The sequence below is a fragment of the Shinella pollutisoli genome (assembly GCF_024609765.1).
GTDB classification, from domain to species: domain Bacteria; phylum Pseudomonadota; class Alphaproteobacteria; order Rhizobiales; family Rhizobiaceae; genus Shinella; species Shinella pollutisoli.
Genome location: NZ_JANFDG010000001.1, coordinates 149,166 through 163,718 on the forward strand (window position 1 = coordinate 149,166; position 14,553 = coordinate 163,718).

The 14,553-nt window shown below is 68.4% G+C and carries 12 protein-coding genes; 8 read left to right on the forward strand and 4 right to left on the reverse strand.

What is annotated here, in order from left to right:
- Nucleotides 1–68 precede the first annotated feature (68 nt).
- Nucleotides 69–2,039: a polysaccharide biosynthesis protein gene (locus tag NNZ72_RS00775; protein WP_257311227.1), complete on the reverse strand. Its 1,971-nt coding sequence runs from the start codon at nucleotides 2,037–2,039 to the stop codon at nucleotides 69–71.
- Between the two features lie 384 nt (nucleotides 2,040–2,423).
- Entirely contained in the window at nucleotides 2,424–3,287 is an 864-nt protein-coding gene (locus NNZ72_RS00780) for a DMT family transporter (RefSeq protein ID WP_257311229.1), read from the reverse strand.
- Between the two features lie 322 nt (nucleotides 3,288–3,609).
- Between NNZ72_RS00780 and NNZ72_RS00785 the strand changes: the two genes are divergently transcribed.
- Nucleotides 3,610–5,001, forward strand: a complete 1,392-nt coding sequence (locus NNZ72_RS00785; protein ID WP_257311232.1) for an aminotransferase-like domain-containing protein — start codon at nucleotides 3,610–3,612, stop codon at nucleotides 4,999–5,001.
- On the opposite strand, the gene NNZ72_RS00790 is transcribed toward NNZ72_RS00785, so the two are convergent.
- The gene (locus tag NNZ72_RS00790) at nucleotides 4,998–5,801 is read right to left on the reverse strand and encodes an IclR family transcriptional regulator (protein WP_257311234.1); all 804 of its coding nucleotides are present in this window, start codon (nucleotides 5,799–5,801) and stop codon (nucleotides 4,998–5,000) included. The two genes, NNZ72_RS00785 and NNZ72_RS00790, sit on opposite strands and share 4 nt — an antisense overlap.
- A gap of 133 nt (nucleotides 5,802–5,934) precedes the next feature.
- On the opposite strand from NNZ72_RS00790, the gene NNZ72_RS00795 reads away from it, so the two are divergent.
- From NNZ72_RS00795 to NNZ72_RS00825, 7 genes are all read left to right on the forward strand, one after another.
- Nucleotides 5,935–6,672, forward strand: a complete 738-nt coding sequence (locus NNZ72_RS00795) for an SDR family oxidoreductase (protein WP_257311238.1) — start codon at nucleotides 5,935–5,937, stop codon at nucleotides 6,670–6,672.
- Nucleotides 6,673–6,707: 35 nt separating this feature from the next.
- Entirely contained in the window at nucleotides 6,708–7,538 is an 831-nt protein-coding gene (locus NNZ72_RS00800; protein ID WP_257311241.1) for an amidohydrolase family protein, read from the forward strand.
- Nucleotides 7,535–9,040: a sugar ABC transporter ATP-binding protein gene (locus tag NNZ72_RS00805; protein ID WP_257311246.1), complete on the forward strand. Its 1,506-nt coding sequence runs from the start codon at nucleotides 7,535–7,537 to the stop codon at nucleotides 9,038–9,040. Before NNZ72_RS00800 ends, NNZ72_RS00805 begins: the two co-directional genes overlap by 4 nt.
- 16 nt (nucleotides 9,041–9,056) lie before the next feature.
- Nucleotides 9,057–10,034 (forward strand): ABC transporter permease, encoded by a 978-nt coding sequence (locus NNZ72_RS00810; RefSeq protein WP_257311249.1) that lies wholly within the window; start codon nucleotides 9,057–9,059, stop codon nucleotides 10,032–10,034.
- Between the two features lie 74 nt (nucleotides 10,035–10,108).
- Nucleotides 10,109–11,053, forward strand: coding sequence for an ABC transporter substrate-binding protein (locus NNZ72_RS00815; RefSeq protein ID WP_257311252.1), 945 nt, complete (start codon nucleotides 10,109–10,111; stop codon nucleotides 11,051–11,053).
- Between the two features lie 262 nt (nucleotides 11,054–11,315).
- A complete protein-coding gene (locus tag NNZ72_RS00820) occupies nucleotides 11,316–12,590 on the forward strand; it encodes an L-fuconate dehydratase (protein ID WP_257311254.1) in 1,275 nt (424 codons plus the stop codon).
- On the forward strand, nucleotides 12,590–13,366 hold the full coding sequence (locus tag NNZ72_RS00825) for an L-fucose dehydrogenase (protein WP_257311257.1): 777 nt from the start codon (nucleotides 12,590–12,592) through the stop codon (nucleotides 13,364–13,366). The genes NNZ72_RS00820 and NNZ72_RS00825 overlap by 1 nt, the downstream gene beginning before the upstream one ends.
- Here NNZ72_RS00825 and NNZ72_RS00830 read toward each other — a convergent pair.
- Nucleotides 13,363–14,253 carry a helix-turn-helix domain-containing protein gene (locus NNZ72_RS00830; RefSeq protein WP_257311259.1) on the reverse strand — a complete coding sequence of 297 codons (891 nt, stop codon included), beginning with the start codon at nucleotides 14,251–14,253 and terminating at the stop codon, nucleotides 13,363–13,365. The two genes, NNZ72_RS00825 and NNZ72_RS00830, sit on opposite strands and share 4 nt — an antisense overlap.
- Between the last annotated feature and the right edge of the window lie 300 nt (nucleotides 14,254–14,553).

Consider the following 14,553-nt stretch of genomic DNA (forward strand, 5'->3'; position numbering starts at 1 on the left):
CCGTTGGCTGCCCGGAAATATAACGCCGCAGGCCGACCCTGTACAGCGCGCCCCACCCGCCTGCGACCTTAGGCCCCGCTCCGCGCGAAGGCGAGCGCCGGCAGGGGGACGACGGAGGTTCCTCCAGCCTTCCAGGTGAGGTCGCAGAAATCGGCGTCCGCCGGCGCGTAGCCGATCGGCAGGTCGAGCAGCAGCGCCTTGATCGCCGCCAGGTCCCCCGCCTCGCAGGCCGATTCCAGCGCGGCGAGCCGTCCCTGCAGCGTCGCCCACGGCAGGGCCTGCTCCATCGCGGTCAGGATGCGCGGATGCTGCGTCGGCATGGCGCCGCCGCCGACCAGCAGTTCCTCGTAGAGCTTCTCGCCCGGGCGCAGGTCGGTGAAGACGATCTCGATCTCGCCGGCCTCCAGCGGCCGGCCGTTCGGACGCTCTCCCGCGAGCACCGGGTTCAACCCGCTGAGGCGCACCATCTTCATGGCGAGGTCGGCGATCCGCACAGGCTCGCCCATGTCGAGCACGAAGACGTCGCCGCCGCGCGCCATCGCACCCGCCTGGATGACGAGCTGGGCGGCCTCGGGAATGGTCATGAAATAGCGGTTGATCTCGGGATGCGTGACCGTCACCGGCCCGCCGGCGGCGATCTGCCGGCGGAACAGCGGGATCACCGAGCCGGAGGAGCCGAGCACGTTGCCGAAGCGGACCATCGAGAAGCGGGTACCCTTCTGCTCGCCGGCAAGCGCCTGGCAGACGAGCTCCGCCATGCGCTTGGCCGCGCCCATGACGTTGGTCGGCCGCACCGCCTTGTCGGTGGAGATCAGGATGAAGGCCTGCACGCCGGCGGCCACCGCCGCGCGGGCGGCGGCGAGCGTGCCGAAGACGTTGTTGCGGATACCCTCGACGACGTTCTGCTCGACCAGCGGCACATGCTTGTAGGCGGCGGCGTGATAGACCGTGTCCACCGCGAAGCGGCGCAGGATCGCCTCCATCCGCCCATGGTCGCGCACCGAGCCGACGAGCGGCGCGATCTCGACCCGAAGGCCCGCCCGGCCGGCCGTCTGGCGCAGTTCCTGGTCGATCGTGTAGAGGCCGAATTCCGAGATGTCCATGAGCAGCAGCCGGACCGGGCCGAGATGCAGGATCTGCCGGCTGAGCTCGCTGCCGATGGAGCCGCCGGCGCCGGTGACGAGCACGGTCTTGCCGCGGATATCGGCGTCGAGCAGGTCCTGGCGCGGCGGCACGGGATCGCGGCCGAGCAGATCCTCGATCGACACGTCGGCGATCTCGCTGATCTTCGCCCTGCCCGACACGAGATCGGCCATGCCGGGGATGGTCTGGATCTGGAGGGGAAGGGTCTCCAGCCTCCGGAGGATCGCCGCCCTCTGGCCGGGGCTGGCGCTCGGCATGGCGAGCAGCACGCTCTGCGCACCGTAGGTCTCGATGATCCACGGCAACCGGTCCGGCGAATGGACGGGGATGGCGCCGACCACCGTGCCCTGCAGCAGCGGGGAATCGTCGACGAAGGCGACCGGCGCGTATTCCGGCCCCTCGCGCAGGGAGGAGAGCACCTGCCGCCCGGATTCGCCGGCGCCGTAGATCACCACCCGCGTCTTGCGGCGCGACTCGCGGCTGAGGAAGAGCGCGCGCACCGCAAAGCGCACCCCGCCGATCAGCATCAGCGCGATCGGCACGTAGATCGCCGGCACGGAGCGGGGGATCGGCAGGCCGGCGAAGAAGATCGCCAGTTGCAGGACCGAGGCCGAGGCCGCGATGCCGAGGAAGACCGTCGGCAGCGCCCGAAGGCCGATGAAGCGGATGAGGATGCGGTAGAAGCCGAGGCGGGCGAACACGAGCAGGCTGACGGGCACCAGCACGAGGAGCGCGTACCAGACGCGGTGATTGCCGATGAAGTCGAAACTGTCGAGCCGCAGGATCATCGCCGTGAAGAAGCTGAGGGCGACGAGGACGGAATCCAGCAATACCTGGACGAGGCGCTTCTGCCAGCGCCGCAACTTGAACATCGTGGAAAGAAACCGATAAATCATTTCCGCGCCTTCACAAACATCGACGGCACCAAGGAAGATCGCGCCGGCTTCCCGCATGAATACTGTCGGGATGTGCGGAACCTGCCTGACGGTGATCCGGTGCTGTCGAATTACGCTGCGCTTTGAGCATTGGCCGGATGCCCTTGCGGGACGGTCCGGTAAAAATTTCCGTATAAAGCATTGCAGGCGGGCAAAAGCCCGGCCGATATATCGCCTGGAAGTCGAAGAAGCGGGAAACCCCCGATCCCCGAGACTTCTTTTATTACATCTCCGCCGGTTTTACCAGATATGGGACAGTCGAAACGGCATCGGTGTGCCGTTTAACTTCCCTTAGCGTTAATGGCGGGGCGGATGCCGGGCAGGAAACACGTTGACGGGCCGTCGTCAGCGGGCGAACCGGCGAGCGCCCGCGACGCAGAGGACGACGGCGAGCGTGGTGACGACCATCATGCCGCTGACTGCCTCGCCGAGGAGGCCCGCGGCGAGCAGGAGCCCGAAGAAGGGCTGGAGCAGCTGCAACTGCCCGACCGCGGCGATGCCGCCGCGCGCGAGGCCGCGATACCAGAAGACGAAGCCGACCAGCATGCTGAAGACGGAGACGTAGGCGAGACCCGCCCAGGACGCGCCGGCGATGCCGAGCCATTCGCCCGGCAGCGTCAGCAGGGCGACGAGCGCCATCGGCGGCAGCGAGAGGATCAGCGCCCAGGAGATCACCTGCCAGCCGCCGAGCGTGCGCGAAAGCCGCGCCCCTTCCGCATAGGCGAGCCCGCAGACGACGATCGCCGCGACCATCAGCAGGTCGCCGGCAAGCGACGCGCCGCCGCCGTGGACGAGCGCGAAGCCCACCACCGCCGCACTGCCGGCGCCGGAGAAGAGCCAGAAGAGCGGCCGCGGCCGCTCCCCGCCGCGCAGCACGCCGAAGAGCGCGGTGGCGAGCGGCAGGAGGCCGATGAAGACGATGGAGCGGGCGGAGGTGATGTGCTGCAGGGCGAGCGCCGTCAGCAGCGGGAAGCCGACGACGCAGCCGCCGGCGACGATCGCGAGCGACGGAAGGTCGCCGCGCGCCGGCCGCGCCTGGCGCAGCGCGAGGAGCAGCGCCGCGCCGAGCAGGGCGGCGACCACGGCGCGGGCGGAGGTGAGGAACAGCGGCGGGAAATCCGCGACCGCGACCCGCGTCGCCGGCAGCGAGCCGCTGAAGATGACGACGCCGAGCAGCCCGCTGCCCCAGCCTTCCATGGACGATTTCATAGCGCCTCGCTTTCCGCCCCTTGTTGCCAGCGCTATCGCATATGGAATTCCGGGGGTGCCTTCCGCCCCTTCTCCCCGGCGGGGAGAAGGTCGCGGCAGCGGGATAAGGGGGTGAGCGAAACGAAACATGGCCCGCTTGCCCCCTCATCCGGCCCTTCGGGCCACCTTCTCCCCGCCGGGGAGAAGGGGAAAACGGCAACGTTGCGCCATATGCGATAGTCCTGCCCTTGTTATGGGCGGACGGCTGGCGCGGACAGGTACGGATCGATACAATTCAAACGAACTGTATCGGTTCATCGGGCAATACGATCTGGAGGAAACCATGGCGGAGGTGGGAACGCGCACGGCGGATGTGATGGCGGCGGTCAGGGCGAAGATCGCCGCCCGCGCGCTCGCGCCCGGCGACCGCCTGCCCTCGATCCGCCGTTTCGCGGCGACGATGGGCGTGTCGCCCTCCACCGTGGTCGAGGCCTACGACCGGCTCGCCGCCGAAGGGCTAATCCGGGCGCAGCGCGGCTCCGGCTTCTACGTCTCCTCCCACGCTCTGCCGCCGCTGAAGCTCGCCGAGGACGGCGCGCCGCGGGCGCGGACGGTCGATCCGTTCTGGGTGTCGCGCCAGTCGCTCGACGCCGACGAGGCCGTACCCAAGCCCGGCTGCGGCTGGCTGCCGGCGGACTGGATGCCGAACGAGGCGCTGCGGCGGGCGATCCGCACGCTGGCACGCGGCGGGGACGACATGCTCTCCTATTACGGCAACACGCGCGGCTCCCCCGTCCTGCGCCGCCTGCTGCTCGCCCGCTTCGCGGAGGAGGGCATCGAGGTCGCGCCCGACCAGCTCATGCTGACGAGCACGGGCACGCAGGCGCTCGACCTCGTCTGCCGCTTCATGCTGCGCCCGGGCGACACGGTGCTGATCGACGATCCCTGCTACTTCAACTTCCAGGCGCTGCTGAAGGCGCATCAGGTGAAGATCGTCGGCGTGCCCTACACGCCGGCGGGGCCGGACGTCGCGGCCTTCGAGCGCCTGCTCGAGGCGGAGCGGCCGCGGCTCTACCTCACCAATTCGGCGCTACACAACCCGACCGGCGCGACGCTCTCGCCGCAGATCGCCCATCGCGTTCTGAACCTTGCCGCCCGGCACGAGACGACCATCGTCGAGGACGACATCTTCGCCGATTTCGAGCCGGAGCCCTCGACCCGTCTTGCCGCCCTTGACGGGCTCGACAGGGTGGTGCGGATCGGCAGCTTTTCCAAGACGCTCTCGGCCTCGGTGCGCTGCGGCTATGTCGCGGCGCGGGCCGACTGGATCGAAGGCCTCGTCGACCTGCAGGTCGCCACCAATTTCGGCGGCCCGAGCCCGGTCTCGGCGGAGCTGATCGCCCATGTGCTCGCCGGCGGGGGCTACCGCAAGCACATGGAGGAGCTGCGGCGGAGGCTCGTGCGGGCGCGGCGCGAGACGGCGGACCGGCTGCAAAGGCTCGGTATCGAACCGTGGCTTTCGCCGCGCGGCGGCTTCTATCTCTGGTGCACGCTGCCCGAGGGGCGCGACAGCACCGGGGTCGCGCAGGCCGCCTTCGCCATGGGCGTCGTGCTCGCGCCCGGCAACGTCTTCAGCCCGTCGCAGGGGGCCTCCCGCTTCATGCGCTTCAACGTCGCCCACATGGCGGACCCGCGCATCGACCGGGTGCTGGCGACCGCATTGGCAGGAGATTAAGCTGACCGGGCGGAGGAGAGGTCGGCGGCCAGCGCCCGCAGCCGCGAGAGCGCGCGGTTGCGCGTCTCGTTGCCGGTATCGCCGGGGTGCTCGATATAGGCGCAGGTGAGCACGGCGACCGCGTCCCCGCCCGGGTCGCAGATCGGCGCGCTGAGGTCGGTGACGCCGACGAGGTAGCTCGACGGGCCGGCGCGGTAACCGGCCTTGCGGACGGCGTCGAGGTCGGCCGTGATCGTCCGCAGCCGTTCCTCCGCATGGGCGACGCCCCAGAGCGCCAGCATCTCCGCCCGCCGCTCGGGGCGCTGGAAGGCGATCAGCGCCTGGCCGGAGCCGGTGGTGAAGAGATCGAGCTGGCCGCCGATGCGCGCGCGGAACTCCCAATGGCTGATGGGTGTCGCCTGGGCGACGATGACGCCCGTGCCGGCCTCGGGCACGACGAGATGGCAGGACTGTCCCGTCTCGCGGGCGAACTCGTCCATCGGCGGCTGCGCCTGGGCGACGAGGCGGCGCAGCGGCGGATAGCGGTTGGCAAGCAGGAAGAGCTTCATCGTCAGCGCATAGCGGTCGCCGCCCTCCAGCCGGGCCACGTAGCCGCGCGCGACGAGGCGCTCCAGCATGCGGAAGATCTGCGAGGGGCTGAGGCCCATCTGCCGCACGATCTCCGTGCGTGTCAGGCCGCCGCTCTGGTCGGCGAGGATTTCAAGGATATCGAGGCCCTTGTCGAGCGCCGGCGCACGGTAGCGGCTGGCCGCGCCCGCCCCCTCGTCCTCGCCGTCGTCGTCCTGCCGGTTCGCGCTCATCGGCCACCCCTCGCCTCTTCCGCGGACTTAGCCCTGCGAACGGGAAACTGCAAGATTCCTGTTGCAATGACATTTCATATGTGGATAACGTGTTCATATAAAAATTTCAAGGCGACGGTCTCGGGAGGAAATCATGCGGCTTCGAGGCAAGACGATCCTGGTGACGGCGGCCGGCCAGGGCATCGGCCGGGCGAGCGCGATCGCCTGCCGGAACGAGGGCGCCCGCGTCATCGCCACCGACCTCAACGGCGGCCTGCTTTCCGGCCTCGACGGCATCGAGACCTCGGCGCTCGACGTGACCGACGCGGAGGCCGTCAAGGCGATCGCCGCCAGGGCCGGCCGGCTCGACGGCCTGTTCAACTGCGCGGGCTACGTCCACAACGGCTCGATCCTCGACGTCACCGACGAGGCCTGGGCCTTCAGCTTCGACCTCAACGTCACCGCCATGATGCGGCTCACCCGCGCCTGCCTGCCGGGCATGCTGGAACGTGCGGCCGAGACGGGCACGGCCTCGATCCTCAACATGGCCTCGATGGCCTCCTCGATCAAAGGCTTCGTCAACCGCACCGCCTACGGCGCCAGCAAGGCCGCCGTGATCGGGCTCACCAAGGCCATCGCCGCCGATTTCGTCAAGCAGGGCATCCGCTGCAACGCGCTCTGCCCCGGCACGGTCGACACGCCGTCGCTGCGCGGGCGCATCGCCGCCTCGGCCGATCCGGCGCAGGCCGAGAAGGATTTCATCGCCCGCCAGCCGATGGGGCGGCTGGCAACGGTGGACGACATCACGCCGATGGTCGTCTTCCTGCTCTCCGACGAGAGCCGCTTCGTCTCCGGGCAGGCGATGCTCGTCGACGGAGGCGTGACCATCTGATTGCGGCCAGGGTTGCGGCCTTGGGAGGGGCGGCGATGCAGATCATCGATGCACATTGCCATTTCTGGCGGCTCGCGCGCGGCGACTACGGCTGGCTCGCCGGCAAAGGCGGTCCGCTCGCGCCGATCCGCCGCGATTTCCTGCCGGCCGACTACCCGGCGGAGGACGCGCAGCTGATCGCCGTGCAGGCGGCACCGACGCTCGCCGAAACGGATTTCTTGCTGTCGCTCGCCGACGACGACCCGCGTATTCTCGGCGTCGTCGGCTGGGTGGACATGACCGACCCGGCCTCCGTCGAGACCTTGCGCATCCGCGCGGAGAACCCCGCCTTCAAGGGCATCCGCCCGATGCTGCAGGATATCGAGGACACGGACTGGCTGCTGACGGCGCCCCGCGCCGACGTTCTCTCCGCGCTCCGCGATCTCGGCCTGCGCTTCGACGCGCTGGTGACGGAGCGTCACTTGGCCGGCCTCCTGCGCTTCGCCGAGCGCGAGGCCGGCCTTCCCCTCATCGTCGACCATGCCGCCAAGCCGCAGCCGGGCGACCGGTCCGGTTGGGAAGAGGGTCTTCGCGCGCTCGCCCGCCTGCCGCACGTCCATTGCAAGCTCTCCGGCCTGCTGACGGAATTCTCGCCCGAGATGCTCAGGGACCCGCTCGGCGAATTGCAGCCGATCTTCGACCGCCTGCTCGACTGGTTCGGGCCGGAACGCCTGATCTGGGGCAGCGACTGGCCGGTGCTGACGCTCGCCGCCGGCTACGCGGAATGGCAGTCCTTGACGGAAGAACTCCTAGGCGGGCTTTCCGCCGGCGAACAAGCCGCTATCATGGCGGACAACGCGGCGCGTTTCTACGGGGTGGAGCCATGAGCGAACTGGTCAGGATGGAAGCCATCGACAAGAGCTTCCCCGGCGTCCACGCGCTGAAATCGGTGAACTTCGACCTCCATTCCGGCGAGGTCCACGCGCTGATGGGCGAGAACGGCGCCGGCAAGTCGACCTTGATGAAGGTGCTCTCCGGCGTCTACGAGCCGGACAGCGGCCGCGTCTTCGTCGACGGGCAGGAGGTGAAGCTTCCGACCCCGAAGGCGGCGCAGGACCTCGGCATCGGCATCATCCATCAGGAGCTGGCGCTGATGCGCGACCTGACCGTCGCGCAGAACATCTGGATCGGCCGCGAGCCGCGCCTTTCCTTCGGCCGCATCGACGAGGCGAAGCTCAACGCCGACGCGGCGGCGATCTTCGCCAGCATGCACATCAGGATGGACCCGCGCACGCCGGTCGAGGGGCTGACCATCGCCCGCCAGCAGATGGTCGAGATCGCCAAGGCGCTGAGCTACCGCTCGCGCGTGCTGATCATGGACGAGCCGACGGCGGCGCTGAACGACGCCGAGATCGCCGAGCTCTTCGCCATCATCCGCCGCCTCAAGGCCGAGGGCGTCGGCATCATCTACATCAGCCACAAGATGGACGAGATCAAGCAGATCTCCGACCGCGTGACGGTGATGCGCGACGGCGCCTATGTCGGCACGGTCGTGGCGGACGAGACGCCGATCTCGAAGATCATCTCGATGATGGTCGGCCGCGAGCTGAAGGACGAGGCGGTGACGATCCCCGACCTTTCCCGCGCCGAGACGGCGCTGGAGGTGATCGACGTCAGCCGCGGCAAGGAGCTCAAGAACATCAGCTTCAGCCTGAAGAAGGGCGAGATCCTCGGCTTCGCCGGCCTGATGGGCGCCGGGCGCACGGAGCTCGCCCGCGCCATCTTCGGCGCCGAGCCGATCGACAGCGGCGAGATCCGCGTGCACGGCAGGCCGGTGCGCATCAACAGCCCGGCGGAGGCCGTGCGCGCCGGCATCGGCTACCTTTCCGAGGACCGCAAGCATTACGGCCTCGCGCTCGGCATGGACGTGCGCGCCAACATCGCCATGGCGAGCCTGCGCCGCCATTCCGACGCGATCGGCCGCATCGACGAGGCCGCGCTCGCGAAGATCGCCAAAGACTATATCGCCAAGCTCGCCATCCGCACGCCGAGCGACCGGCAGGAGCTGCGGCTGCTATCGGGCGGCAACCAGCAGAAGGTCGTCATCGCCAAATGGCTGCTGCGCGACTGCGACATCCTGATCTTCGACGAGCCGACGCGCGGCATCGACGTGGGCGCCAAGGCGGAGATCTACCGCCTGCTCAACGAGCTCGCCGCGCAGGGCAAGGCGATCATCGTCATCTCCAGCGAGCTGCCGGAAGTGCTGCGCCTCTCCCACCGCATCGCGGTGATGTGCGAGGGCCGGCTCACCGGCATCCTGCCGGGCGGCGCAGACCAGGAGAAGATCATGGCACTGGCAACGGAACGCAACGGCAAGACCGCGGCTTGAGGGGGAAGACGAGACCATGAGCGCAAGGGAAAGCGGACTGGGCGGTAACGCGCAGCAGAAACTCCTGGCCTTCGCCAGCCTGATCGTGCTGGTGATCGGCTTCTCGCTGGCAAGCCCCAACTTCTTCCAGGTCTCCAACATCATGGCGATCCTGCAGGCGACCTCGGTCAACGGGGTGCTCGCTGTCGGCGTGACGCTGATCATCATCACCGGCGGCATCGACCTGTCCATCGGCACGCTGATGACCTTCTGCGCGGTGATGACCGGCGTGGTGCTGACCTGGCTGGGAATGCCGCTGCCGCTCGGCGTGCTGACGGCGGTCGGCACGGGCGCGCTCTGCGGCTTCGTCTCGGGCGGCCTCGTGGCGCGCATGAAGATCCCGCCCTTCATCGCCACGCTCGGCATGATGCTGGTGCTGAAGGGCCTGTCGCTGATCGTCACGGGCACCAAGCCGATCTACTTCAACGACACGCCCGGCTTCACCACGATCGCCCAGGGTTCGCTGATCGGCCAGATCATCCCGCTCCCCGTGCCGAACGGCGTGCTCGTGCTGTTCATCGTCGCCGGCGTCGCCGCCTGGATCCTCGGCCGCACCGTGCTCGGCCGCTACACCTTTGCTTTGGGTTCCAACGAGGAGGCGGTCCGGCTTTCCGGCGTCAACACCGAGTTCTGGAAGATCGCGATCTACACGCTCGCCGGCGCCATCTGCGGCATCGCGGGCCTGCTCATCGCCAGCCGCCTCAATTCCGCCCAGCCGGCGCTCGGCCTCGGCTACGAGCTGGAGGCGATCGCCGCCGTGGTGATCGGCGGCACCAGCCTTTCGGGCGGCCGCGGCACCATCCTCGGCACGCTGATCGGCGCGCTGATCATGTCGGTGCTGACCAACGGGCTGCGCGTGCTCTCGGTCGCGCCGGAATGGCAGACGGTCGTCACCGGCGCGATCATCATCGTCGCGGTCTATGCCGACCAGATGCGGCGCCGCGGGCGCAGCTGAAACGACGGGCGGGACCTCCCGCCCCTCGCACGTGCCTACCTTCGCATGAAACCGTGAACACCAAGGAGGAAACCATGTTCACAAGACGCACCCTGCTCGGCGCCGTCGCCGCGCTCTCGCTGATGACCGGCGCCACCGGCGCCGTCGCCCAGGACAAGCTCTACGTGCCGCTGATCTCCAAGGGCTTCCAGCACCAGTTCTGGCAGGCCGTGAAGGTGGGCGCCGACAAGGCGGGCGCCGAGCTCGGCGTCGAGGTGACGTTCGAGGGCCCGGACAACGAAAGCCAGGTCGACAAGCAGATCGACATGCTGGCGGCCGCACTCGCCAAGAAGCCGGCAGCGATCGGCTTCGCCGCGCTCGACAGCCAGGCGGCCATCCCGCTCCTCAAGCAGGCGCAGGAAGCCAACATCCCGGTCATCGCCTTCGACTCGGGCGTCGACAGCGACATCCCGCTCGCCACCGCCTCGACGGACAACCTGGCGGCCGCGGCGCTCGCCGCCGACAAGATGGCCGAGCTGATCGGCGGCGAAGGCAAGGTCGCCGTCGTGGCGCACGACCAGACGTCGCGCACCGGCGTCGACCGCCGCGACGGCTTCGTCAACCGCATCAAGGAATCCCATCCGAACATCGAGGTCGTCACCATCGAATACGGCGGCGGCGACCACCTGAAGTCGACGGAGATCACCAAGGCGATCCTGACCGCCAACCCCGACATCAAGGGCATCTTCGGCACCAACGAAGGCTCGGCCATCGGCGTCGTCAACGGCGTGAAGGAATCCGGCGCCAAGGTCGTGGTCGTCGGCTACGACTCCGGCAAGGCCCAGAAGGATGCGATCCGCGAGGGCGTGATGGCCGGCGCCATCACCCAGAACCCGGTCGGCATCGGCTACGAGACGGTCAAGGCCGCCGTCGCCGCCGCCAAGGGCGAGACGGTCGAGAAGAACATCGACACCGGCTTCTACTGGTACGACAAGACCAACATCGACAACCCGGAGATTTCCGCGGTCCTCTACGACTGATCCATACCTTGCCGGGGGCTTCGGCCCCCGGCGATCCGTATGGGAGAGGCGAGAGGCGCTTTGCCCCTCATTCCCCTGCCGGGACCTTCTTTCCGCAAGCGGGGAGAAGGCGGAAAACGGCACGGCATAAGTTCCTCGCCCCGCTTGCGGGAGAGGATGCCGGCAGGCAGGTGAGGGCAGCACCCCCAAGGCTTGCAGCGCCCCTTCCCTCTCCCATGCACTCTCCGCCGGCAACGGCGCCGACATGAAAAGGTAAGACGACATGAAGATCACCGGCCTGCGCACCGTCGACGTGCGCTTTCCCACCAGCCAGCATCTGGACGGCTCCGATGCGATGAACCCGGACCCGGACTATTCCGCGGCCTATGTCATCCTCGAGACCGACGGCGGGCAGGAAGGCCACGGGCTCACCTTCACCATCGGCCGCGGCAACGAGATCTGCGTGGCGGCCATAGAGGCGCTGCGCCCGCTCGTCGTCGGCCTCGACATGGACTGGGTGGCCGAGGACATGGGCCGTTTCTGGCGCCACGTCACCTCCGACAGCCAGCTGCGCTGGATCGGCCCGGACAAGGGCGCGATTCACCTCGCCACCGGCGCCGTCGTCAACGCCGTCTGGGACCTCTGGGCGAAGATCGAGGGCAAGCCGGTCTGGCAGCTCGTCGCCGATCTTTCGCCCGAGCAATTGGTCCGTTGCATCGATTTCCGCTACCTCACCGACTGCATCACGCCGGAATGGGCGCTCGACTTCCTGACGAAGCAGGCGGAAGGCAAGGCCGGGCGCATCGCCACGCTGAAGGCCGAGGGCTATCCCTGCTACACGACGTCGGCCGGCTGGCTCGGCTATGACGACGCCAAGCTGCGCCGTCTCTGCCGCGAGGCCGTCGACGCCGGCTTCAAGTATGTGAAGATGAAGGTCGGCCGCGACCTGGAGGACGACATCCGCCGCCTCACCATCGCCCGCGACGAGGTCGGCCCCGACGTCAACCTGATGATCGACGCCAACCAGGTCTGGGAGGTCGACCAGGCGATCGAATGGGTGCGGAAGCTCGCCTTCGTCAAGCCGTGGTTCATCGAGGAGCCGACCAGCCCCGACGACATCGAGGGCCACCGCAAGATCCGCGAGGGCGTCGCCCCCGTGCAGGTGGCGACCGGCGAGATGTGCCAGAACCGCATCATCTTCAAGCAGCTCATCATGCGCGGCGCAATCGACGTGGTGCAGATCGACAGCTGCCGGCTGGGCGGCGTCAACGAGATCCTCGCGGTGATGCTGATGGCGGCGAAATACGGGTTGAAGGTCTGCCCGCACGCCGGCGGCGTGGGCTTGTGCGAATACGTCCAGCACCTCAGCATGATCGATTATCTGTGCATCTCCGGCACGCGCGAGGGCCGGGTGATCGAATATGTCGACCATCTGCACGAGCATTTCGTCGACCCCTGCGTCATCCGCAACGCCGCCTACATGCCGCCGGAGCGCCCCGGCTTCTCGATCGAGATGAAGCCGGAGAGCCTCGAAACCTATCGCTTCAGGGGGGCATGATGGATCTCCACCTCAAGGGCAAGGTCGTCATCGTCACCGGCGGCGGCTCGGGCATCGGCGCCGGCATCACCGAGGTGCTGGCCGAGGAAGGGGCGCGGCCGGTGGTCGTCGCCCGCCGCGCGCCGGATGCCGAATGGCTCGCGCGCACCGGCGCCGATTTCGTCGCGGCGGAGCTTTCCGACGACGATGCCTGCAGGGCCGCGGTGGAAACGGTGCGGGCGCGCCACGGGGCGATACACGGTCTCGTCAACAATGCGGGCGCGAACGACGGCGTCGGGCTCGACAAGGGGCCGGACGCCTTCCGCGCCAGCCTCGACCAGAACCTCGTGCACTACTACACGATGGTCCACCTGCTGCGCGACGACCTCCGCGCCACGAAAGGGGCGATCGTCAACATCTCCTCGAAGACCGCGCTCACCGGCCAGGGCGGCACGTCCGCCTATATCGCCGCCAAGGCCGCGCAGCTTGGCCTGACGCGCGAATGGGCCGTGGAGTTCCTGCCGGACGGCATCCGCGTCAACGCCATCGTCGTCGCCGAGGTGATGACGCCGCTCTACCGCCGCTGGCTCGACACCCTGCCCGACCCGCAGGAAGCCCTCGACCGCATCACGCGCCGCATCCCGCTCGGCCAACGGATGACGACGGCGCGCGAGATCGCCGACACCTGCGCCTTCCTGCTCTCCGATCGCGCCAGCCACACGACCGGCCAGTGGCTCTTTCCGGACGGCGGCTACACGCATCTCGACCGGGCGATCGAGGCGGCGCCTCCGGCCTAGATGCCCCGCCGGTAGTCCCGCGGGGTCATGCCGTGCTGCTCGCGGAAGGCGCGGATGAAGTTCGCCGCGCTGGTGAAACCGGAGGCGGCGGCGACATGGGAGACCGGGAAGCGGGTCTCGGCGAGCAGCTGGCGCGCGCGCTCGATCTTGCGCGTCGTGACGTAGCGGTGCGGCGGCACGCCGAAGGTCGCCTTGAAGCGGCGGCTGAAATGATAGCGGCTGAGGCCCGTCGTCGCCGCCAGCTCGTCCAGGCCGAAATCGACGGCCAGGTTCTCCTCGATATATTCGCGCACCAGCCGCTCCTGCCCGGCCGTCAGCCCGCCCGTTCGGCTCACCGCGTCCCGCAGCCCGCGCTGGAGGCGGAAGGTCTCGAGCGCGGCGACGAGGGCCAGCGTCTCGGCATAGACGGAGGTCGCCGCGCCGGCGGAGGGCGACAGCGCCTCCTCGAACTTCTTCATCGTCGCCTTGAGCGCGGGATCGTCGAAGTAGATGAGCGGCCTGAGGTCCGCCGTGCCGAAGCCGTCCTCGACCTCCTGCTCCAGCACCGCCGCGTCGAAATAGACGACGGTGAAGGTGTTCTGGCGCGGCGCCGGCGCGGCCCAGCCCTTGAGCCCGCAGCTGGCCGGCACGTAGGTCATCTTGCCCCGGAGATCGCCGCCGGTCACGGGCGCCAGCCCGTCGACGTCCATCTCGCCGTCGGAGAGCACGAGGTCGTGCAGCGCGAGGTAATGGGTCGCCCCGCTCCAGTTGAATTCGTATTCCGCCGGCAGGTGCAGGCGCGAGAATTCGGCCTGCACGCCGCGCCACTGCCGCGACCGGACGATATCCGGCATGGCGTCCGTCTGGCGGAAGTCGAGTTCAAGCGAATCGGCGCGGGACATATCCATCTTGATGTTTGCCAAGTGGATACGAAGGATAGGCGGCCTGCCTTGCCCGAGGCTCGCCCGGCGGCTGCGACCGATGGTCCCGTTCCTGCGTCGGGCGTGCCGGAATTGCGCAACTTTCGTCCATAAGCAGCAAAAAAACGGCATTGTGCCGCGGAATATTCAGGAAGCGTAAATGATTTCATCCCTAAATTGGGGGCATCCGAGCGAGGGATTCAACCTCCGGCCGGCATGACGCCGGGTTCGGCCGCCACCCTTTCATGTATCCCATGAGGCCCATCGTGAGCCAGATCGTTTGCGCCC

Bases quoted from the DNA above. Each gene is read 5' to 3' on its own strand.
- NNZ72_RS00780 (WP_257311229.1), bottom strand. From the start codon at position 3,287: ATGAAATCGTCCATGGAAGGCTGGGGCAGCGGGCTGCTCGGCGTCGTC.
- NNZ72_RS00810 (WP_257311249.1), top strand. From the start codon at position 9,057: ATGAGCGCAAGGGAAAGCGGACTGGGCGGTAACGCGCAGCAGAAACTC.
- NNZ72_RS00820 (WP_257311254.1), top strand. From the start codon at position 11,316: ATGAAGATCACCGGCCTGCGCACCGTCGACGTGCGCTTTCCCACCAGC.
- NNZ72_RS00800 (WP_257311241.1), top strand. From the start codon at position 6,708: ATGCAGATCATCGATGCACATTGCCATTTCTGGCGGCTCGCGCGCGGC.
- NNZ72_RS00795 (WP_257311238.1), top strand. From the start codon at position 5,935: ATGCGGCTTCGAGGCAAGACGATCCTGGTGACGGCGGCCGGCCAGGGC.
- NNZ72_RS00830 (WP_257311259.1), bottom strand. From the start codon at position 14,253: ATGGATATGTCCCGCGCCGATTCGCTTGAACTCGACTTCCGCCAGACG.
- NNZ72_RS00790 (WP_257311234.1), bottom strand. From the start codon at position 5,801: ATGAGCGCGAACCGGCAGGACGACGACGGCGAGGACGAGGGGGCGGGC.
- NNZ72_RS00815 (WP_257311252.1), top strand. From the start codon at position 10,109: ATGTTCACAAGACGCACCCTGCTCGGCGCCGTCGCCGCGCTCTCGCTG.
- NNZ72_RS00805 (WP_257311246.1), top strand. From the start codon at position 7,535: ATGAGCGAACTGGTCAGGATGGAAGCCATCGACAAGAGCTTCCCCGGC.
- NNZ72_RS00775 (WP_257311227.1), bottom strand. From the start codon at position 2,039: ATGATTTATCGGTTTCTTTCCACGATGTTCAAGTTGCGGCGCTGGCAG.
- NNZ72_RS00785 (WP_257311232.1), top strand. From the start codon at position 3,610: ATGGCGGAGGTGGGAACGCGCACGGCGGATGTGATGGCGGCGGTCAGG.
- NNZ72_RS00825 (WP_257311257.1), top strand. From the start codon at position 12,590: ATGGATCTCCACCTCAAGGGCAAGGTCGTCATCGTCACCGGCGGCGGC.